This window comes from [Clostridium] ultunense DSM 10521 (assembly GCF_000511955.1).
Classification (GTDB): Bacteria; Bacillota; Clostridia; order Tissierellales; family Tepidimicrobiaceae; genus Schnuerera; species Schnuerera ultunensis.
In genome coordinates, this window is the sequence record NZ_AZSU01000004.1 from 69019 (window position 1) to 91435 (window position 22417).

The following is a 22417-nucleotide window of genomic DNA, read 5'->3' on the forward strand; positions in this document are numbered from 1 at the left end:
ATGGTTAAGTTTATTTTAGGGCCAAAGGGTAGTGGTAAAACCAAATGGCTAATAGATAGGGCAAATGAGGAAATGAAAAAAGGCAATGGGAATATTGTATTTATTGATGTAGATGACAATCATATATTCAGCCTTGACTATTCGGTAAGGCTTATTAATGCCATGGAGTTCAATATTAAAGATATAGAATCCTTCTATGGCTTTTTATGTGGAATTATTGGAATGGATTACGATGTAGAGAAGATATATGTAGATGGGATATATAAAGTACTTCCTCTAAGAGTTAAAGAATTGGAAAAATTGAAAGAAGATTTAATTCATATAGGGGAAAAGTTTAATACTGAATTCTATATCGGTTCCGATTTAAATATGGAAGGTATGCCTGATGGATTGAAAAATAATTGTATTGAATTGGAAACAAATTAGGCAGGAAAAACTCCTGCCTTTAACCTTTATCATTGCATAGAACCATTGTCAGGTCTGAAGGTAGCACAGTCTGTTTCTTCAGTAGAAGTAGCATTCCTAGGTTGAATTTCTATCTTTGCTGCACTACAATGGTCACCATACACATAATAATGGCAAGTATTTACAACACATTTTACTCCGTCGAGAGGTTGATTAGTTTTTTCTATACTCATGGCAATCTCCTTTCATTTTATGATACAGGAAAAAATTTTGCTAACCATAATTATTTTGTGTTTTTATAAATTATTTATACCAAATAATATTTGTTAAGGAGAATTTTATGAAGAAAATGGAAAGATTAGATAAGATTTTATCCCATATGGGATATGGAAGCAGAAAGGATGTTAAAAAAATAATTAAGGATGGTAGGGTAGAAATAAACGGTGAAACAATAGACAAAAATGAATACAAAATTGATCCTTATAATGATAGAATAAAATTAGATGGAGAGGAAATTTTTTATAGAGAGTATATATACATTATGATGAATAAACCAAAGGGAGTAGTTTCATCCACTGATGATCCTATAAATAGGACCGTTTTAGAACTATTGGAAGAAGAATATTTAGTTTTTAACCCTTTTCCTGCAGGAAGGCTGGATAAAGATACGGAAGGTTTACTTATTTTAACTAATGACGGAAAATTGGCCCATGAATTGTTATCTCCCAAAAAAGGAGTTGATAAAACCTATTATGTTGAAGTAGAAGGATATGTAGAAGAAGAGCATATGGAAAAACTTGATAAAGGGATAATATTAGATGATGGATATAAAACATTACCTGCCAAACTTGAAATAATTGAGTCAAATTTTATTTCAAAAGTAAAATTAACTATTAAAGAAGGTAAATTTCATCAAGTAAAAAGGATGTTTCAGGCTCTCAATATGGAAGTAGTCTATCTTAAAAGGATTTCTATGGGGCCAATAAAATTGGATGAAAGGTTGAGATTAGGAGAATATAGGGAATTAATGGAGGAGGAAATCAAATTATTGAAAGAAAAAAGTTAAGAATTATGATATAATCTATTAAGAATTCATATTTAGATAGGGTGTTATAATTGGCGCAGTATAAAAGAAAAGGGATATTTGAGACTTTTTTTCAAAATAGGTCTTCCCTTATAATCCAATATACAAATGGAGATATTACTAAAAAGGAATTTTTAGAGCACAATTTTGATTTTGTTCAGGGGATGAACATTAAGCCTTTTTCAAAAATAGATAGCTTTGAAAAGGGAATGTATAATTACCAATATTATAACGTTTTAGCCAAGTATTATACTATGCTAGCCAAGGATATACGGAGGTCAGGAAAACATAATAAATATTATACTTATTACAAGAATATGGGCAATGAATATTATCACCAGAAAGACAGAGCAACTTTGCAATTATTACGTTTTTTAGAATTTCAAAATGTGGAAGCCTATTTTATTCAAGTTCAGTCAAAGTTTTTACAAGATAAACTCTATGAAATTGTATTATTAGATTATAAGGAGGCCATATTCCATTCGAAAAGTTATTGGTTATTAGAAGTATTGAAAGAGGAAGGGGTCTTTTTAGAAGGAAAGAAAAAATCTCTCATAGATGAATATATTAACGAAAAATATTAAAGTAGTAGCAGTTGCTACTACTTTTTACATATGATTTAGAAAGATACTAATCTCTATATAAGTCCGGAATATGGGAAAAATATACGAAAAACAGGAATAATAATCATCCAAATAAAAGATAAAATTTCTAGAAGGTAGTGAAACCAACCTTTGTGAATCATCTGTCAATATGGCATGTTTATTGCAATTATAAAAGGTAGAAATATAAATGCTAAAAAGGAAGTGGTTAAATGATAAATTTTAATTTTTATGGATGTGATACTGTTGAACTTACAAAAAAATATGGTACACCCTTATATGTAGTTTCTGAAGATTATATTAAAGAAAGATGCAAAGAAATTAGACAAGATTTTTTAGAAAGATACGATAATACTATGGCTGTCTATGCAAGTAAAGCTTTTTTAACTAAAGAGATGGCAAGAATTATCAAAAGAGAAGGTTTAGGGATAGATGTAGTATCTGGAGGAGAACTTTATACAGCTATTCAAGTAGATTTTCCTATGGAAAAGGTATTTTTTCACGGCAACAATAAAACAATAGATGAAATTGAAATGGCAGTTAAGCACGGTGTAGGAAGGATAGTGGTAGATAATCTTTATGAATTGAGTATAGTTGAAGAAATAGCGAAAAAATATGATAAAATAGTAAAAATATTGTTTAGAATATCTCCTGGAATAGATAGTCATACCCATAAGTATATTCAAACTGGACAAGTTGATTCTAAATTTGGAATTCCATTAAGTAATAAATATATTTACAAGGCTATCGACGAAGCAATGGGCTGTGAAAATATTGATTTGAGAGGTTTCCATTTCCATATAGGTTCTCAACTTATGGAAAATGAATCTTATATTAAAGCGGTAAAAATAACTGCAAACCTCATGAAGGAAGTAAGGGAAGAATTAGGGTTTATTACAAAAGAATTAAACACTGGAGGTGGATATGGTATTCATTACTCAGGGGATATAAAAAGAAAACCCCTATCATATTTTACAGATACTGTAATGGATGAGGTAAAAAGAAATTGTAAGGAATTAGGGTTACAAAGGCCTATGGTTATAATAGAACCAGGAAGATGGATAGTAGGAGAAGCAGGTATAACTTTATATACTATAGGGAGCATAAAGGAAATTCCTGGGGTGAGAACCTATGTGGGAGTAGACGGAGGAATGCCAGACAACCCAAGGCCAGCCTTGTACGAGGCCAAATATGAGGGGGTCATAGCTAATAAGATAAACGAAAAAAAGACAGAAACGGTTACAATAGCGGGAAAATGCTGTGAATCTGGAGATATATTAATATGGGATTTAGAGACACCCAAAGTAGAAACAGGGGATATTTTAGCAGTTTTAGCAACAGGGGCCTATAATTATTCTATGGCAAGTAATTATAATAGGATTCCAAAACCAGCTGTAGTGATGATATCGGAAGGAAAAGATAGATTGATAGTGAAAAGGGAAACCTATGATGATATAATGAAAAATGAGATATAAATATTAGTTAGGGGGGTCGAAATGGAGTTCACAAAGATGGAAGCTGCTGGCAATGATTTTGTTGTGTTCAATGGATTCAAATATTCTATTGAAAATTACGAAGATTTGGCAATAAAATCCTGCGACAGACATTTTAGTGTTGGTGCTGATGGAATACTTATATGTGAAAAATCTGATATAGCAGATATAAAGATGGTCTATTATAACTCTGATGGATCTAGGGGAGAAATGTGCGGTAATGGCATCAGATGCTTTTCTAAATATGTATATGAAGAAGGTTTAGTGGATAAAAAAATTTTCACAGTAGATACTCTTGCTGGTATTAAAACCATTTGGTTGGAAATCGACAATAATGATAAAGCTGAAACCGTAAAGGTAAATATGGGTAGCCCTATTTTTAAAGCTAAAGACATACCCGTAAATATTGATAAAGATAAAATAATAGAAGAAACTTTGAAAATAGATGGTGAGGAAATAACATTTTCGTCAGTCTTAGTAGGAGTTCCTCATACGATAATATTTGTAGATGATATACAAACAATAGATATAAACGGATTAGGGAAAGAAATCGAAGAACACTTTATATTTCCAAAGAAAACTAATGTCAATTTTATTCAGATCATAAACAAAAATAAAATAAATATTTACACTTGGGAGAGGGGGGCAGGTAGAACATTGGGTTGTGGTACAGGTTCTTGTGCCAGCGTGGTGATTGGAAGTCTATTGGGAAAATTAGAAAAGAGGGTCTATGTAAAGACGGAAGGAGGAGAATTAGAAGTAGAGTTGGGAGAGCAGGGTGAAATCTTTATGAAAGGAGGTGCTAACAGGATTTGTAATGGAATATTTTACAATCTAATATAGATATTTAATACAATAAATAAATTATTGAGAATTGGGGGTATTCTAATGACGGAAACGAATAAAAAAAGCTTTTGGGAATATTATAGGTTCCCGGTTATATTGTTATCTTCAATAATATTGGGCAGTATTATTGGTTTAATTATGGGGGAAAAGGCTTCTATCTTTCAACCTTTAGGAGATATATTTTTAAATATTATGTTTACAATAGTTGTACCTTTAGTGTTTGTAACTATTACTAGCGCTGTATCCAGTATGGTGGACATGAAACGACTAGGTAGAATTATAGGTAGTATGCTTTTAATATTTGTTATTACAGGCCTTATTGCTTCTGTAATAATGATAACTGTAGTTAATATATTTCCTCCTGCCAAAGGAGTAAACATAGCAATGGAAGCGGCTGAGGATATAGAACCATTAAAGACGGGGGACCAGATAGTTAAAGCTATAACTGTAAGTGACTTTCCTGAACTTATTTCTAGGAAAAACATGCTTCCATTGATCATTTTTTCAATATTTTTTGGGCTATGTGTGAGTTTATTAGGTGAAAAGGCTAAACCCGTTTCAGATTTCTTAAATATTTTGTCTGATGTATTTTTAAAGATGGTATCCATAGTCATGTACTATGCTCCCATTGGATTAGGAGCTTATTTTGCCTCTTTAATAGGAACTTTTGGACCTGAATTATTAGGATCCTATGCAAGAGCTATGGTTGTTTACTATCCCATTTGTATAATTTATTTCTTTGTAGCTTTTTTCTTATATTCTTATTTTTCCAGTGGAATGGATGGGGTAAAGGTTTATTTTAAGAACATATTTCCTGTAGCAATTACCTCTGTAGCTACTCAAAGCAGCATTGCTACATTACCAGTCAATTTAAGTGCAGCAAAAAGAATTGGAGTTCCAAAAGATATTAGAGACATTGTAATCCCCATTGGAGCAACGGCTCATATGGATGGATCCTGCTTAAGTGCTATTTTAAAGATTTCTTTCATGTTCGGTATATTTGGTATCCCCTTTAAAGGCATTGGTACTTATGTAACAGCTATAATAATTTCTATATTAAGCGGGGTAGTCATGTCGGGAGTGCCTGGAGGTGGATTAATTGGGGAGATGTTAATAGTAAATCTATATGGATTCCCTCCAGAAGCTTTCCCAATAATAGCTACCATTGGATATCTAGTAGACCCGCCAGCCACAATGATCAACGTAACAGGAGATACGGTAGCAGCCATGATGGTAACTAGGATTATTGAAGGAAAGGATTGGTTAGCTAAAAAACTTACCGCCACAGAATAAATATTCTATTAACAAGGAATAGAAAGGGGATGGTAGAAAACCCACCATCCCCTTATTTGGTTAAAATATTTATAATATCTTCTAAAGAACTATTTTTTTCTATATAATATTCACCAGATTTTAATTTAGTTTCCATATTTAATTCTACAGCCTTCTGTACAAATTCACTCCCGTCACTAACCAATCCTTTAGACACCAAAATATCCCCTATTTTAGCAGGTAAGGAGCCGGGAGGTATAGTTATTTCTATTACATCCTTAACATCTTTCTCAGAGGTACCATCATCTTCTTTGTCATCAACGGCTGTTTCATCCACTCTACCGGAATCTTTCTTTTTATTTTCTTCTTCTTTACCATTTGAAGTAGTATTTCCATTCTCTATAGTACTTGAAGGTTTTTTTGATATGGTATCGGTAGCATCTTTAGCAAATAGTCCACCTAGTCGCCAATTGATAACCAAAGCTACTACCACAATTACTAAAATCATCATTATGTAATCTATACCATCGTACAGGATATCCTTCAATCCCTCAAAAAAATTTCTCACAAAATTCACCTCTTTTCATAACTTTGAAAGAGAATAGGATTTTTAAAATATGATAATCTATAATATAATTATAACATAAGAATAAAGAAAAGGTGAGGAAAGTTTGAAGGAGTTAATTATTAACAAAAATGACAGTGGGCAGAGATTAGATAGATTTCTGAAAAAATATTTATCTAAAGCTCCCCAAAGCTTTATATATAAGATGATTAGAAAAAAGAATATTAAATTAAATAATAAAAAAGCTAGTCCAGATACCATAGTATTTGAAGGAGATATTATACAATTATACCTTGCTGATAAAACCATAGAAAAATTTAAAGACCAAACTAAAATAAAAAAAAGTCATTTACCCCTTAATATTATTTATGAAGATCAGAATATAATAATAATAAATAAGCCAGCAGGAATATTATCCCATTCTGCAAATATGGATTGTGGAAACAATATAGTAGATAGTATGGTACATTATCTATATCAGAAAGGAGAATATAATCCAAAAATTGAAAAAACATTTATGCCATCTATTTGCAACCGATTAGATAGAAATACCAGTGGAATAATAATTGGTGCAAAAAACTATCCGACTTTAAAGTCTATCAATGATGCCATAAGAAAAAGGAATATCAAAAGATATTATAAAACAATAGTTGAAGGAGCAGTTAAAAAAGATAGGTTAATAGAAGGATTTTTATCCAAGAATGAAGAATTAAATAAAGTGGAAATAACGAAAAAGGAAAGGGATGATTCGAAAAAGATTATTACTGGAATAAGGGTATTAGCTACATCAGACCAATACAGTTTATTGGAGATTGAACTGATAACGGGAAGAACCCATCAAATTAGAGCCCATTTAGCTTCCATAGGACACCCAATAATTGGAGATATAAAGTATGGGAATAAGAAAACGAATAAATATTTTAAAGGGAAATATAATTTACAAAGCCAATTTCTCCATGGCTATAGGATAATATTTGCTGAATTAGATGAATCCGCAAATTATTTAGAAGGTAAGGAATTTATTGCCAAAGGAAGTGAGACCTTTGTAAGAATAGAAAAGGAACTATTTCAATAGTAAAAAGAATTGGAGGTAAATAGGATGAAAAAGAAAATAAAAGTACATGTAGAAGGAATAGGGGAAGTATTAGCAGATGAAGGTTATAAATTAGAAAAACTATCAAAAAAAGTATTTGGAAAAGATTATAGAAAATATATTGGGGCTAGGATAAATAATAAAATCTACCATTTGCAAAAAAATATAGAAGAAAATATGTCTATTAGATTCTTATCCCTAAAAGATGAAGATGGATACAAAATATATACTAGGACTATTTCAGCCGTTTTTATTATGGCCTGTAAAGAAATATTTCCCCAGTGTACGGTTAAAATAGAACATTTTATTGGTAGGGGACTCTATGCTGAATTAGAGGAAGGGAAATCCATTAGTTTTAGTGAAATAGAGAAGATAAAGGCAAAGATGAAAGATATTATTGAAAAGGATATACCAATTTTTAGAGAAAAGGTACCTGCTGAAAAAGGTATATCCTTGTTTAAAGAACAAGGATATGAAGACAAGGTAAGACTTTATAATACATTAGACAAAGAATTGATCCAAACTTATAAAATTGGAGAACATATCGATGGGTTTCACGGTTATTTAGCACCTTCCACTGGTTATGTAAATATTTTCGATTTAAAATATTATTATCCAGGAGCTATAATACTATTTCCTACAACGGATAGCGTAGACAGGCTACCAGAATTCAAGGAACAGAAAAAATTAGCAAGGGTATTTAAAGAGGCTAACGAATGGGCAGACATATTGGATTTAGGCTATTTAGGTTCTCTAAATGAAAAGGTACTTAACGGGGATATTGGCGAAGTCATTAGAATATCTGAGGCATTACATGAAAAGAAGATCGGTCATATAGCTGATGAAATTTGCAAAGACGATGATATCAACATTATTTTAATAGCTGGACCATCTTCCTCAGGGAAGACTACCTTTGCCCAAAGATTAGCAATCCACCTAAAGGTAAATGGGAAAAGACCTATTGCCATATCCGTAGATGATTATTTTGTAGATAGGGATAAGACTCCTTTAAACGAAAAAGGAGAATATGATTTTGAATCTATTGAAGCCATAGATTTAAAAAGGCTAAATGAGGATTTAGTTAAACTTTTAGAAGGGGAAGAGATAGAATTGCCTAAATATAATTTTATAACTGGTAAAAGTGAAAACTCAGGAGTAAAAATTAAGGTGGATAAAGACCATCCTATTATAGTGGAAGGTATACATGGACTAAATCCTAGGTTAACAACTTATATTCCAGAAAAAAATAAATTTAAAATCTATATTTCTGCCCTAACCCAATTAAATATTGATGCCCATAATAGAATTTCTACTACGGATACAAGGCTTATTAGGAGGATGGTTAGAGATAATAAATTTAGAGGTAATGATATCTTTAGAACCTTTGAATTATGGCAAGGGGTAACAAAAGGGGAAGAACAAAACATCTTTCCATTCCAAGAAGAGGCAGATATTATGTTTGATTCTGCTTTGGTATATGAATTATCAGTACTTAAAAAACATGCAGTACCTCTTTTAGAAAAGGTTGACAATAGTAGTATCTATTATTCTGAATGTAAAAGGCTATTACAATTTCTGAAATATTTTATCGATATAGAAGAAGAGAACCTAATTCCACCAAATTCAATTTTAAGAGAATTCATTGGTGGTGCAGATATTAATGTCCATTGATCTGGAGGGATAAAAATGAAGGAATTATTAGATGGATTGGTTGAAAAAAACAAAGCCCTAATAAAATACGGGCAAGTGGCCAATTATATACCTTTACTTGGGAATGCAGACCCTAAGGATCTGGGGGTCTGTATTATAGATAATTTAGGGAATATATATTCAAGTGGTATCTATAATAAGAAATTTACAATTCAAAGCATATCCAAAGTTATAGCTCTGATGTTGGCAATAATGGACAAGGGAGAAGAGGAAGTTTTTAAAAAGGTAGGCATGGAACCAACCGATGAACCTTTTAATTCCCTTTACAAACTAGATATTCCCTATGGAGATAAACCTGCCAATCCAATGATCAATGCTGGAGCAATAGTTACCACTTCTTTAATAAACGGGAATGGTGAAGAAAAACTCAATAGGCTATTAGAATTCCTAAGAAAGATAACTGGTAATGATACTATTAACTATAATGAAGAAGTTTATCTTTCTGAAAAGACCACGGGAAATAAGAATAAGGCCATAGCCTATCTTTTAAAAAATAAAGGGCTAATAGAAGAAAAGGTGGAAGATATATTGGATATCTATTTTAAACAATGTTCCATAGAGATGGATTGTCAGGATATAGCTAAAATAGGGATTTTCCTAGCCAATAAAGGGAGGGTTTTAAATACAGGTGAAAAATTATTAGACAATAAGACTAACTCCACTATCATCGCTATAATGACAACCAGTGGCATGTATGATTTTAGCGGAGAATATGCTGTTAGGGTAGGAATTCCTTCAAAGAGTGGGGTTTCAGGGGGTATTTTAGCATCAGTACCTAATAGACTGGGTATTGGAGTCTATGGCCCAGCATTAGACCAATATGGAAACTCTATAGCTGGATATGGCATACTAAAAGATTTGTCAGAAGAACTAAACCTCAGCATTTTTACATAATTAAATATATATTTAGTCCATTCTGTCGAATTTAAAATGGATTTTTAATATAAATTGGGGGTATTAGGGTGAAGGAGAAAAATAAAATAATAGTTATCATCCTATTGCTAGTGGTTACAGTTCTACTTTTTAGATTAGAGAAAAATATAAATAGAGGAAAAGAAGTAATTCAAATAGATGAGGAGCCTATCCTTTACACCATTAAGGATCCAGAGTTTTGGATAGATAAAATTGAAGATAAAGGTTTACTGCTTATGAATTCTATGGAGATAGAACAATTTAATAGGAAAATTTTTTCCCAATTTGATTTTTTAATGGACTTAGAAAACCATGTAGATAGTATAAAAGGAGAAGAGTTAAAAGATTTGATAAAAAACATCAGCAAGCCGTCAAAGGAGATTGGATATGATAGGGAAGGTAATATAATGGATGCAGATTATTTTAATAGACTTATCTATAATTCAAATTTAGAATCCCTTCCGGCTTCCATTCCTATAAAATATGGAGTAACTACAAATAGGACTATGATAAGGACCTTTCCTACTTTGGAACCTTCCTATAGGGAAAAAGATGATACTCATTTTGATAGATTTATGGAAACCGCCATATATCCTTGGGAACCCCTAGTCATATATTCTGAAAGTGCTGATGGGGAGTGGTATTTTGGTAGAATGTATAATTATTTAGGTTGGATACCTAAAAAGGATATGGCTATAGGGCAAAAGGAAGAAATATTCCATTATATAAATCTGGAATCTTTTTTAATTGTCATAGATAAACAAATATATGTAGATGATATACTTCTAGATATGGGGGTTAGAATTCCAATAATAAAAGAGGGAAGGGATAGCCATATAGTGGCATTGCCTGCTAGAAACCAAGAGGGGCAATTAGAAATAGTGGAAAAAGAAATCTACATTTTAGATAAATTTAACAAAGGATATCTTCCATATACTAAAGAAAATATTATAAGACAAGGTTTTAAATTTTATGGCGAAGAATATGGATGGGGTGGGAAGGATAATAAAAGGGACTGTTCTGCACTTATAATGGATATTCATAGGACCTTTGGGCTGAAACTTCCTAGAAATTCTATAGAACAAGGAGTAGAAACCATAGGGAAAATACATAGCAAGGAAAACATACCACCTGCAAGCCTTTTATATATGCCTGGACATACTATGCTGTATCTTGGGGAGCATGAGGGTTTAGGTTATATATTACATCAATTTTCTGGCTACTATGAAGAGGGAGAAGAAGGCCTTAATTATATAGAGATGATGAGAACTGATGTAACTCCTATTACTATAAAGACATCTAATGGTAAAACCTATATGGAAATGATAAGTATATGTAAAGAATTTATTATGGATTAATTTGTAAAAATAGTTGACCAAAGATTTCTTTAACATTATACTAAGATAAAATGATTCATAGTAGCATGATTTTAATAATATATTATAAAAGGTGGGAATTTACTATGAAAATCAAAGATGTGCAAGTAGGGGAAATTCAAATTCCTTTAAAAAAACCTTTTAAAACTGCTTTAAGAGAGGTAAGAATATTAGAAAATGTTGTAGTTAAGATTACAACGGATACAGGTCATGTAGGATATGGTGAGGCTGCAATAACTCCGGTTATAACTGGGGATATTATGGGCTCCATCAAATGGGCTATATTAGAGTATATAAGTCCAAGACTTATAGATAGGTCTGTAGATGATTTTGAAGGTTTAATGGACACTCTCCATAATTCGTTGGTCAATAATACAAGCCCAAAGGCTGCAGTAGATATGGCATTGTACGATTTATATGGACAACTATATAATATTCCCTTATATAAATTATTAGGTGGATATAGGGACCAAATTACTACGGATATAACCATAAGTGTCAATGAACCTGAAGAAATGGTAGAAGATAGTATTAAGGCAGTAGAAAAGGGCTATAAAACTTTAAAGATAAAGGTAGGTAAGGACTGGAAGAAGGATTTAGAAAGGATAAAATCCATTAGAGGGGCTGTAGGATATGATATTAGGATTAGGGTAGATGCTAATCAAGGTTGGACATCTAAAGAGGCTGTAATGGTGATAAGGAAGATGGAGGATTTGGGATTGGAACTAGAACTTGTAGAACAACCTGTTAAAGCCCATGACATAGATGGATTAAAATTTGTAACCCAAAATGTTATTACACCGATCCTTGCTGATGAAAGCTGTTTCTCACCTCTAGATGCCATATATATAATCCAAAATAGAGCTGCCGATATGGTGAATATTAAATTGATGAAAACTGGTGGAATCTATAATGCTTTGAAGATTTGCCATATTGCTGAAACCTTTGGCGTTGAATGTATGCTTGGCTGTATGTTGGAAAGTAAAATTGGATTAACGGCTGCCTCTCATTTAGCGGGAGGAAAAAAAGTTATATCTAAGTTGGACCTAGATAGTCCAAATCTACTGGCAGAAGATCCTATCTCTGGTGGCGCTGAATACAATGAATATAAGATTAGCTTACCGGATAAGCCAGGTTTAGGTTTTAACAATATTGAAAATGTTATTTATGATTAAAGGGTGGTAAAATGTTTTTAAACTCAAAAGGCTATGTTAAGATGTTTACGGATATGATGTCTGAAGGCTTTATAGTTATAGATAGTGAAGGGAAAATTCAAATATATAACCATAAAGCCAAAGAAATCTTTGGCATAGTCTATAACCAACAAATAAGCCATGACCATGGGAGGATAAACAAAGGAGATATCGTAATTATTGGCGATAATTCCCTAGGAAGAGATGATGGGAATTTAGATGGTAAATCTCTAGAATGTTTGGGAATAAAGGATAACAATATAGAAAAAGGGGATGCAATACTAGCCATCGGTGTTTTTCAACAAAAAGGAGTTTCACCTATATATAAGTATATAAAATCTGACAACATAGTAGATACATTAAAACTAAAAACAGACTATTTAGGGATAAACTTAGGAGCAATAATAGATTTTGTAAATAAGATAATAACCATAGAAGTTGGCGAGGAAAAGTTTTCTATGGGATATATTAATGCTATTGGACATATGGTAATTTTAGATGGAAAGACTAAAAGAATGAAATTCTATCAAGCTCAGGGATATACTGCTAGAGGTGAAAGTATTTATGATATATTGAAAGGTTGTGAATATCGAGCTAAAGGAGAGAATGCCAACGTATTGAATGTAATTGGCAAAGATATATTTGAAATCCATAAAGGGAGTTCAACTATTAAAGAATTTTATCAAGTAGCAAAGGGAGAAAATATTAGCTACAGGGATGAGTTTAAAGAGATAAATGGAATTCCAACTATGTGTACTTTAATTCCCGTAGACAAAGATGGAGTAAGAATAGGGGCCGCCTTAAAAGTAGAGGATATTTCTGAAATTAAACAAATAATTAGGGAAAGGGATAAAGCACTATTAGATTTAGAAAAAATTGAAGGAGAGTTAAAAGAAGAAAAGATTTTCAAAAAGGCTTTTCCCAATATAATAGGTGAGAGTAAGGAGATAGGCCATGTGAAAAGATTGGCTTTAAAAGCCGCCAAAACCAATTCTACCGTATTAATACTAGGGGAAAGTGGTACTGGTAAGACCATATTAGGTAAAGGAATCCATGAGAATAGCAGGTTTAAAGACAAACCCTTTATCCATGTAAACTGTGGAGCAATTCCAACCACTTTATTGGAATCGGAACTATTTGGATACGAAAAAGGGGCCTTTACTGGAGCTAATAAGGAAGGTAAAATAGGGTTCTTTGAAATGGCTAATGAAGGAACCATATTTTTAGATGAAATAGGGGATATACCATTGAACCTACAAGTAAAATTACTCCAAGTCCTTCAGGAGAAAAGCTTTTATAGAGTAGGTGGTATTGAAAAGGTTAGGATAAACGTGAGGATTATTTCAGCTACCAATAAAAATTTAGAAGAGGAAATATTGAAGGGAAGATTTAGGGAAGACCTATATTATAGAATAAATGTATTCCCAATATGGATCCCTCCACTAAGAGAAAGAATAGAAGATATCTATCCTTTAGTAGATATGATACTACCAAGGTTATGTAAGGAAGTAGGTGTAGAAACTAAAAGAATTTCTGCTGAGGCCCTTAACCTTTTAACTAGGCATAGCTGGCCAGGAAATGTTAGAGAGTTAGAAAATATATTGGAAAGGGCTATAAACCTATCGGAAGGTAATACAATTTTATCAAAACATATTGCATTGGATATTAAAGAAGAAACATACAATATTAAGGATATAATACCTTTAAAAGATGCGGTAAGTATTTGCGAAAAAAATACGATCAAAAGGGCTTTAAAATTTTATAAAGGGAATAAAAAGAAGGCAATGAAGGCTTTAGGAATAAGTAAAACAACCTTTTATGAAAAATTAAAAAGATATGAAATCGATTAAATAATCCTTGTAAAAGGAATCTTTCCTGTTATAAGGAAATGTGTAAAAAGGGCTTTCTCTGCCCTTAACAGTCCTAATTTTCGGAACATTCTAAATAATAAAAATATTAGTTAAAGTAAAATCGAACCTTTTTGGGCTAAAAAGATAAATAGAAATATGGCATGTATCTTGCCACAAATAATATAAAGGAATATTGAAATTCAACATCAGTTTGTCAACAAAGGCTAAGGGGAAGGAGGGAATATTGAATAAATTTTGTTTTATACTGTTTGAATATTTTAGAGGAGGGAAATTATGAAAAGACTGGTAGCTTTAACTATGGCGCTGTTAATAATCATTACAGGCTGTTCGTCAGGAGGAAAGAAAACTTCGGGGGATAATGTGGCGGCGATACAGGAATATAGGACTGCTTATTCAGGTGAAATCACTACTTTAAACTATTTAGTTACTGCCACTACCAATGAATTTGCTATGGCTGCAAATTTAGTAGATACTTTAATAGATTACGACAGATATGGAGTAGTTCAACCAGGTCTTGCCACTGAGTGGAGTTTATCTGATGATAACTTGGTTTGGACCTTTAAATTAAGAGAAGGGGTAAAATGGTTAACCCATGATGGAGAAGAATATGCAGAAGTTACAGCTCAGGATTTTGTTGACGCTATGAAATATATATTAAATCCAGCCAATGAATCAAAAACAGCCAATATTGCTTATAGCGTTATAAAAAATGCTGAAGAATACTATAATGGAGAGATAACTGATTTTGAACAAGTAGGCGTAAAGGCTTTGGATAAATATACCTTAGAATATACTTTAAAAAATCCTACACCATATTTTTTATCCATGCTTACTTATGTATGTTTCTTCCCGGTTAATGGACAATTTTTGGAAGAAGCAGGAGATAGATTTGGTACAGATAATATTAACTTTTTATACAATGGAGCTTATATAATGGAAACATTTGAACCACAAAATAGGAGGGTTCTAGTAGCAAACGAAAACTACTGGGATAAAGAAAATATACATATCACAAAGTTAACCTATATTTACAACAAAGAGGCGGGTACTTTAGCACCTGAATTGTTTTTGCGTAAGGAAATAGATTATGCAGATATTCCTTCGGACATTCTAGATGAATGGATGAATGATCCAGAGAAAGAAACACAGATTCGTCCAAATAGAACTAGTTTCTATTCATATTTCTATTGTTTGAACTTCGACCCTCAATTTCCAGAGGAATACGAACCAGGTAACTGGAAAATTGTAGTTAATAATAAAAATTTCCGTAAATCCTTATTCCATGCTTTAGATAGGAAAGCAGCTATGCTAACAGCAGAACCCTATGATCCAGAAAAGAGAATAAGTAATACTGTAACTCCAAAGAACTTTGTAGATTTAGAGGGAGTTGATTATACTCAATTAGGTAGTTTGGCTGAGCTTTCAAACAATGATTCCTTCAATGAAAAATTGGCTTTAGAGTATAAAGAAAATGCTTTGGCAGAACTGGAAGGCAAAGCTACCTTCCCAGTGAAAGTGTTAATGCCATATAACACAGGCTCAAGCGAATGGGCTAATAGGGCTCAGGTTGTTGAACAACAGATGGAAAACTTATTAGGAACAGATTATATAGATATAATAATTGATCCTAAGCCGCCTACAGGTTTTTTACAGGAAGTAAGAAGGTCAGGAAATTATGCCTTTTTAGAATGTAACTGGGGGCCTGACTACGCTGACCCTGAAACTTACACCGATCCTTTCAGTCCAGATGGTACCTATAATTGGCCACATCTAGCAGAAGGTTATAAGGAATCTAACGGTAAGAATACCTATGAAAACATGGTAAATGGAGCTAAAGCCGAAGTAGTGGACATAGAAAAACGTTACAATTTATTTGCAGAAGCAGAAGCATTTTTGATAGGAGAAGCCTTTATAATTCCATATGCTGTTGGTGGAGGAGGTTATTCTGCTTCTAGGTTGAATCCATTTGAATCCTTGTATTCACCCTTTGGCGTTTCTGCTGAACGATTTAAAGGTCAAAAGGTAATGGAAAAACCGATGAATTCAGAAGAATTTACAGAAGCCTTAGAAAAATGGGAAAAGGAAAGGGCAGAAGCTTTAAAGAAAGCAACTAAATAATAATGAACAGTTGACAATTATGTAGGGCGACCTTTGGTCGCCCGTAAACCTAGAAGGGAGGAGGGGAATATGTTAAAGTATTCATTTAAAAGGTTATTTCAATCGTTAATAACATTATTTATCGTAATAACGGTAGTATTTCTTCTCATGCGACTAATGCCAGAGGAAGGATATTTTGGTGATGGGTATGAAAAGCTAGATGAGGCACAAAGGGAAGCCATATTGTCTAGTATGGGACTGAGGGATCCAATGCATATTCAGCTAAAAAATTTTTACCTGGATCTTCTATCGGGGGATCTAGGGGAATCCATAATATACCGGGCAAAGGTACCTATTGCCCAGATCCTTAAAACTAAAATTCCCTACTCAGTGCGTTTTGGATTAGCCGCTATGGCAATTTCTTTAATTTTTGGGGTATCCTTAGGTATTACCATGGCTAGAAGTAAAAACCAATTATGGGACAAGATGGGCACAGGTTATATAGTGTTCATAAATGCTGTTCCTGCTGCAATATATTATCTATTTTTACAACTATATATAACGGATATCCTAAAACTTCCAATTCTATTTAATCCAGATAGACCCGTTAGTTGGATTCTGCCTACCATTTCCATGTCTCTAGGAGGGACCGCTTCTTATGCTATGTGGATGAGACGTTATATGGTAGATGAGTTAAACAAGGACTATGTAAAATTGGCAAGGGCAAAGGGGTTAAGGGATAAGACTATAATGGTGAAACATGTACTTAGGAATGCCTTCGTACCTATGGTTCAGTATTTGCCCACATCTCTATTATTTACCATATCGGGGTCCATATATATTGAATCCCTATACTCCATTCCAGGAATGGGCGGACTATTGGTAGATGCTATACAAAGACAGGATAACACCTTAGTTCAAGCCCTAGTCCTAATTTATTCATCTATAGGTATAATAGGATTATTCTTAGGGGATATTCTAATGGCCACTTTAGATCCAAGGATTAAGTTGGACAGAAAGGCAGGTGCTAGATAATGGATAATTCCTTATTTCAATTTGCAATTTATGATGAATCTAAAGCAGAAAGGACTGGATACTCAAATTATTCCTATTGGCGTTCTACAGTCCAAGTGTTTATGAAAAACAAGGTAGCGGTATTCTTACTATTTTTAATGATAGCGGTACTAGCCTTTACAATGATTCAGCCCTATTTACCAGGACAGAAATCCCCTACTAAGATCCATATAGATGAAGCTACCAATATGCAATTGAGAAACCATCCTCCCGATTCTAAATTTTGGTTTGGTACCAATTCCATTGGCCAAGATCTCTGGTCTAGGATATGGAGTGGTACTAGAACTTCATTATTAATTGGATTTTTCGTTGGCCTTTGGGAGGCTATAATAGGCATTATTGTTGGAGCATTATGGGGTTATGTTAGACGATTAGAATCCATTATTACTGAAATATACAATGTATTGAACAATATTCCTACAACCATAGTATTAATACTTCTAACCTACATAATGAAACCTAGTGTCTTCACCATGATATTTGCCATGTGTATGACTGGTTGGTTAAACATGGCTCGATTTGTTCGAAATTTAATAGTAATCATAAGAGATAGAGAATATAACCTAGCTTCTAGATGTTTAGGCACGCCAACTAATAGGATAATCACTAAAAATTTATTACCTTATCTAGTTTCAGTTATAATGCTGAGAATGGCTTTAGCCATTCCTGCAGCTATAGGTTATGAAGTTTTCCTCACCTATATTGGACTAGGCCTTCCTGTAAGCATACCATCTTTAGGAAACTTAATCAATGAAGGTAGAAGGGTAATGGGAGTGCCATCCTTACGTTATCAACTCATATTTCCAGCAGTAGTTCTCTCTATCATAACCATATCCTTCTATGTAATAGGCAATGTTTTTGCAGATGCATCCGATCCAAGAAATCACGTGTAGGAGGTGGCTTAGATGACAGATTCTAATATAATATTATCCGTTAAAGATCTAGTGGTTAAATTTAATTTAAGGGGAAAAATTTTAACTGCCATAAGGGAAGCATCACTGGACTTGTACGAAGGAGAAAGCTTAGCTATTGTAGGGGAATCTGGAGCGGGAAAGTCTGTATTTACCAAAACCTTTATGGGCTTACTAGATGCTAATGGATGGGTAGATTCGGGTAGCATACTATATAAAGGGGAAGATTTAGCTAAATATAAAAGGGAAGAAGATTGGATAAAGATTCGAGGTAGAGAGTTTGCCATGGTATTTCAAGAACCTATGACTTCACTTAATCCCTTAAAGACCATAGGTAGTCAAGTGGAAGAGGCAGTAATACTCCATCAAGGTTTAAAAGGCAACAAGGCAAAGAAAAAAGTGATTGAAATATTAGATGATGTAGGCATTACAGAGCCAGAAAGAAGATATCATCAATATCCCCATGAGTTCTCTGGGGGAATGAGGCAAAGGGTGGTTATAGCTATTGCAGTGGCTTGTAATCCTAAAGTACTAATCTGTGATGAACCAACTACTGCGCTAGATGTAACTATACAGGCTCAGATACTAAATCTGCTAAAGGAATTACAAAAGAAGTACAAATTGACAACCATCTATATTACCCATGATTTAGGGGTAGTAGCAAATATAGCAGATAGAATAGCCGTAATGTACGCAGGAGATATAATAGAAATAGGTACCTGTGAAGAAGTGTTTTATAATGCACAACATCCCTATACTTGGGCTTTGCTTTCGTCTTTGCCCCAATTAGGTGTTAAAGGGGAACCTTTATATTCTATAAAAGGAACACCACCAAATTTATTTAATGAAATAAAGGGAGATGCTTTCGCCCCTAGAAATGAGAAAGCTCTAAAAATCGATTTTGTGGAAAGACCTCCCTATTTTCAGGTAAGTCCTACTCATAAAGCTAAAACTTGGTTATTAGACCCTAGGGCACCAAAGGTAGAACCACCAGAATCTATAAAAATTTTACGTAGACAATGGCAGGTGAGAGCAAATGGATAAAAGAAAAAAGGAAAGTCTATTGGAAGTCAAGAATTTACGCATAGAGTTTGGAAAAAAAAAGAAGGATAAATTCGTAGCAGTAGATGATGTAAGTTTTCACATCTATAAAGGGGAAACCTTTGGATTAGTGGGAGAATCTGGTTCAGGAAAAACTACTATTGGTAGAGCAATTACCCGTATAGTGGAGACTGCAGGCGGAGAGATAATATTTAAAGGTCAGAAGATTAATGGAAAGATTAGTAAAGAATTAGATAAGGAATTAACTAGAAAGATACAGATGATATTCCAAGACCCAATGGCTTCCTTAAATGAAAGGGCTAAGGTTGATTATATTGTATCTGAAGGCTTGTATAATTTAAAGAATTATAAAGATGAAGAGGATAGGAAAAGGAAAGTAGAGAAAGCCCTATTGGATGTAGGACTATTACCTGAATTTGCCAGCCGCTTTCCCCATGAATTTTCAGGAGGACAAAGGCAAAGGATTGGAGTTGCTAGAGCCTTAATCATGGAACCAGAATTCATCATTGCAGATGAACCCATATCAGCTTTAGACGTTTCTATCCGGGCCCAGGTTTTAAATCTATTATCTGAACTACAAAAGGAAAAGGACTTAACTTATTTATTTATAGCTCACGATTTGTCTGTGGTAAGGTTTATAACAGATAGATTAGCAGTTATTCATAAAGGGAAAATAGTGGAATTAGCAGAAACTGAAAAACTTTTCAAAAATCCATTACATCCGTATACTAGAGCATTACTTTCAGCCATTCCTTTACCTAATCCAATAAAAGAGAAGCAAAAGGTACTAGAAGTATATAATCCAAATTGTCATAACTATGAGAAGAATCCTCCTAAGTGGATAGAAATAGAACCAGGCCATTTCATTTTAGCCAATGAAGAAGAGATTGAAGAATATATGGTAAGATTAAGCAAAGCTTAAGAAAGGGGTAAATTATGAAGGAATTAGCTATTATTATAGATACTATAGGTCCTCTAAAGCAGCAAGTAGGCTTTGAAAATGAAACTGCCGATGAATCCATCTTTGGTAGATTAGTAACCATATTGAATAAAGAAAAGGATAATTGGTATTATGTGGAAACCGACTATGGATATAGGGGATTTATTCACGGAGATTATCTATTAATAGATAGGGGAAAGGCAAAAAACTGGGATAGAGAAGCCAATCATATAGTAACATGGGGAATAGTAGATGTGATGAAAGAACCAAAATATCAAAGTTATAGCATAAAATTATTGACTAGGGGATCAGTTATTAAACTTACAGGTTATAGCAATAAAAATTGGGTAGAGATGGTTTTACCAACAGAAGAAAAAGGTTGGGTTAGAAAAGAATTAATTGGGGATAGGATTAGACCAGATAGGGGGATTATTGATAATAGTTTGCGGAATAAAGTAGTAAACACAGCTCTTACCTATTTAGGTACTCAATATAGATGGGGAGGAAAAACTCCTTTTGGCATAGATTGTTCCGGCCTTACCTCAATATCCTATTTAATGAATGGAGTTATTATATATAGGGACTCCCAAATAAAAGAAGAGTTTGGCATGAAAAAAATACCAAGGGAAGAGATGAAACCAGGGGATTTACTTTATTGGCCTGGTCATGTAGCCATGTATATTGGAGATGATAGATATATCCACTCTACTGGAGCATCGGGTGGAGTAGTAATTAACAGCTTAAATCCAGACCATGATGACTATAGGGGGGATTTAGCAGATATAAAGGAAATAGGAACTGTGTTTTAGAATCCAGGACCTGGCAAAGGTAGAATTTGGCTGGGTTCTGAATTTTGGTCATTTATTTAAATCATATTCATAAGGGATAAAAACACAGAAATTTAATATAAAATATTAATAAAAAATAGCAGAGATAATATCTGCTATTAAAAGATAAATCTATATTAAATTATGACCCTGCTTTATATTGACTGTTTTGTTATCCCAATCTAATAAATTTTCTAAGGCTTTAGCTGCCTTTCTATCTGTAGATTTTAAGCCATGAACATATATTTACGGTATAGCAGAGTTTGATAATGGCCAAGCCCTAAAGCAAGGAAATTTTGATAGACAATACTAAACAGGACAATTAAATTCGAAGAACATATTATTGTGCGCAAATAGATAATGCAACCTTCCTTGTCTCTCGCTGCTTCAGCATAGCGCCCTAGTGTTTTTTAAGATTACTTAGCTATAGGTGCTTTTTAAACCAGGAAATTATTTCGTTAAGCCTTTCTATGCGAGATATAGGAGAGCCACTCCAGCATAGGCTGTGAGTTTCATCTTTTGCAACAAAAAGTCTTGTAGGAACTTTGCAAAATTTTAGTGCTGAAAACATTTGATATGGATCTATGTCAATAGTTTGGACAAAAATTTAGGTTTTTTTGTGGGTCTCCGCCACCATTGACAATCCAAACATAAATGCTTTTAGGTTTCTACCCGAAGGCGATAAACTCAAAGCAAGCTATGTTTTGTGCCTTCGTGGTGGAATATTGTAGCATTTATTTATTGGCTTATCAATGGCAAGCCCTACGGGTGGCTATCATCCCCTCAGGCTCAAAATCTAAAGCAAGCTATGCTACTCTACATAGATTCTCATATTCATCTGGAGTCATGTAGTTGATTGATGAATGAATCCTTTTTCTATTATAAAATCCTTCTATATATTGAAATAATATTAACTTAGCATGATTATGATCTATAAATGTATTAAGATATACGCATTCTTTTTTTAGTATTGCATGAAAACTTTCTATACAGGCGTTGTCATAAGGACAACCTTTAGCACTATACGATAGTTTAAATTGCTTTGATTCCACTGTTTCACGATATTCCTTTGACGTATATTGTG

At 33.3% G+C, this 22417-nt stretch carries 21 protein-coding genes; 18 read left to right on the top strand and 3 right to left on the bottom strand.

The features are described 5' to 3' along the window. Nucleotides 1-426 carry a hypothetical protein gene (locus tag CUL_RS0111785; RefSeq protein WP_005589007.1) on the top strand — a complete coding sequence of 142 codons (426 nt, stop codon included), beginning with the start codon at nucleotides 1-3 and terminating at the stop codon, nucleotides 424-426. Between the two features lie 29 nt (nucleotides 427-455). Here the strand turns inward: CUL_RS0111785 and CUL_RS0111790 are convergent, their stop codons facing one another. Beyond that, a complete protein-coding gene (locus CUL_RS0111790; RefSeq protein ID WP_005589006.1) occupies nucleotides 456-638 on the bottom strand; it encodes a DUF1540 domain-containing protein in 183 nt (60 codons plus the stop codon). 107 nt (nucleotides 639-745) lie between these two features. Between CUL_RS0111790 and CUL_RS0111795 the strand changes: the two genes are divergently transcribed. The 5 genes from CUL_RS0111795 to CUL_RS0111815 all read left to right on the top strand — a co-directional run bounded on the left by CUL_RS0111795 (nucleotide 746) and on the right by CUL_RS0111815 (nucleotide 5723). Next, nucleotides 746-1471, top strand: a complete 726-nt coding sequence (locus CUL_RS0111795) for a pseudouridine synthase (RefSeq protein WP_025641895.1) — start codon at nucleotides 746-748, stop codon at nucleotides 1469-1471. A 50-nt stretch (nucleotides 1472-1521) separates the two neighbouring features. After that, a complete protein-coding gene (locus CUL_RS0111800; RefSeq protein ID WP_005589004.1) occupies nucleotides 1522-2073 on the top strand; it encodes a DUF6648 family protein in 552 nt (183 codons plus the stop codon). A gap of 230 nt (nucleotides 2074-2303) precedes the next feature. Further along, the gene (lysA, locus tag CUL_RS0111805; RefSeq protein ID WP_005589003.1) at nucleotides 2304-3566 is read left to right on the top strand and encodes a diaminopimelate decarboxylase; all 1263 of its coding nucleotides are present in this window, start codon (nucleotides 2304-2306) and stop codon (nucleotides 3564-3566) included. Between the two features lie 21 nt (nucleotides 3567-3587). Further along, on the top strand, nucleotides 3588-4427 hold the full coding sequence (dapF, locus tag CUL_RS0111810) for a diaminopimelate epimerase (RefSeq protein WP_005589002.1): 840 nt from the start codon (nucleotides 3588-3590) through the stop codon (nucleotides 4425-4427). A gap of 45 nt (nucleotides 4428-4472) precedes the next feature. Then, nucleotides 4473-5723, top strand: coding sequence for a dicarboxylate/amino acid:cation symporter (locus CUL_RS0111815; RefSeq protein WP_025641898.1), 1251 nt, complete (start codon nucleotides 4473-4475; stop codon nucleotides 5721-5723). A gap of 52 nt (nucleotides 5724-5775) precedes the next feature. On the opposite strand, the gene CUL_RS0111820 is transcribed toward CUL_RS0111815, so the two are convergent. Then, the gene (locus CUL_RS0111820; protein WP_005588999.1) at nucleotides 5776-6270 is read right to left on the bottom strand and encodes an endolytic transglycosylase MltG; all 495 of its coding nucleotides are present in this window, start codon (nucleotides 6268-6270) and stop codon (nucleotides 5776-5778) included. Between the two features lie 103 nt (nucleotides 6271-6373). Here CUL_RS0111820 and CUL_RS0111825 point away from each other — a divergent pair, with 103 nt between their 5' ends. The 12 genes from CUL_RS0111825 to CUL_RS0111880 all read left to right on the top strand — a co-directional run bounded on the left by CUL_RS0111825 (nucleotide 6374) and on the right by CUL_RS0111880 (nucleotide 21315). Beyond that, nucleotides 6374-7342 carry an RluA family pseudouridine synthase gene (locus tag CUL_RS0111825; protein ID WP_025641900.1) on the top strand — a complete coding sequence of 323 codons (969 nt, stop codon included), beginning with the start codon at nucleotides 6374-6376 and terminating at the stop codon, nucleotides 7340-7342. Between the two features lie 24 nt (nucleotides 7343-7366). Then, complete coding sequence (locus CUL_RS0111830; RefSeq protein WP_025641902.1) at nucleotides 7367-9031, top strand: nucleoside kinase; 1665 nt, start codon at nucleotides 7367-7369, stop codon at nucleotides 9029-9031. Nucleotides 9032-9046: 15 nt separating this feature from the next. After that, on the top strand, nucleotides 9047-9964 hold the full coding sequence (glsA, locus tag CUL_RS0111835) for a glutaminase A (RefSeq protein WP_025641904.1): 918 nt from the start codon (nucleotides 9047-9049) through the stop codon (nucleotides 9962-9964). A 68-nt stretch (nucleotides 9965-10032) separates the two neighbouring features. Beyond that, on the top strand, nucleotides 10033-11340 hold the full coding sequence (locus CUL_RS0111840) for an SH3 domain-containing protein (protein ID WP_025641905.1): 1308 nt from the start codon (nucleotides 10033-10035) through the stop codon (nucleotides 11338-11340). Nucleotides 11341-11444: 104 nt separating this feature from the next. Further along, nucleotides 11445-12533 carry a dipeptide epimerase gene (locus tag CUL_RS0111845; protein ID WP_005588993.1) on the top strand — a complete coding sequence of 363 codons (1089 nt, stop codon included), beginning with the start codon at nucleotides 11445-11447 and terminating at the stop codon, nucleotides 12531-12533. A gap of 11 nt (nucleotides 12534-12544) precedes the next feature. After that, nucleotides 12545-14401, top strand: a complete 1857-nt coding sequence (locus CUL_RS20010; protein WP_005588992.1) for a sigma-54 interaction domain-containing protein — start codon at nucleotides 12545-12547, stop codon at nucleotides 14399-14401. Between the two features lie 294 nt (nucleotides 14402-14695). Further along, the gene (locus CUL_RS0111855) at nucleotides 14696-16540 is read left to right on the top strand and encodes a peptide ABC transporter substrate-binding protein (RefSeq protein WP_025641907.1); all 1845 of its coding nucleotides are present in this window, start codon (nucleotides 14696-14698) and stop codon (nucleotides 16538-16540) included. A gap of 69 nt (nucleotides 16541-16609) precedes the next feature. Beyond that, nucleotides 16610-17554 (top strand): ABC transporter permease, encoded by a 945-nt coding sequence (locus CUL_RS0111860; protein ID WP_005588990.1) that lies wholly within the window; start codon nucleotides 16610-16612, stop codon nucleotides 17552-17554. Continuing rightward, a complete protein-coding gene (locus CUL_RS0111865; RefSeq protein WP_005588989.1) occupies nucleotides 17554-18486 on the top strand; it encodes an ABC transporter permease in 933 nt (310 codons plus the stop codon). The genes CUL_RS0111860 and CUL_RS0111865 overlap by 1 nt, the downstream gene beginning before the upstream one ends. 12 nt (nucleotides 18487-18498) lie before the next feature. After that, nucleotides 18499-19548, top strand: a complete 1050-nt coding sequence (locus CUL_RS0111870) for an ABC transporter ATP-binding protein (RefSeq protein WP_025641909.1) — start codon at nucleotides 18499-18501, stop codon at nucleotides 19546-19548. After that, a complete protein-coding gene (locus tag CUL_RS0111875; RefSeq protein WP_025641911.1) occupies nucleotides 19541-20488 on the top strand; it encodes an oligopeptide/dipeptide ABC transporter ATP-binding protein in 948 nt (315 codons plus the stop codon). The genes CUL_RS0111870 and CUL_RS0111875 overlap by 8 nt, the downstream gene beginning before the upstream one ends. A gap of 14 nt (nucleotides 20489-20502) precedes the next feature. Then, the gene (locus CUL_RS0111880; RefSeq protein WP_025641912.1) at nucleotides 20503-21315 is read left to right on the top strand and encodes an SH3 domain-containing C40 family peptidase; all 813 of its coding nucleotides are present in this window, start codon (nucleotides 20503-20505) and stop codon (nucleotides 21313-21315) included. 824 nt (nucleotides 21316-22139) lie between these two features. Here CUL_RS0111880 and CUL_RS17325 read toward each other — a convergent pair. Then, nucleotides 22140-22417 (bottom strand): integrase core domain-containing protein (locus CUL_RS17325; RefSeq protein ID WP_035142774.1); only part of this gene is annotated, 278 nt, incomplete at its 5' end.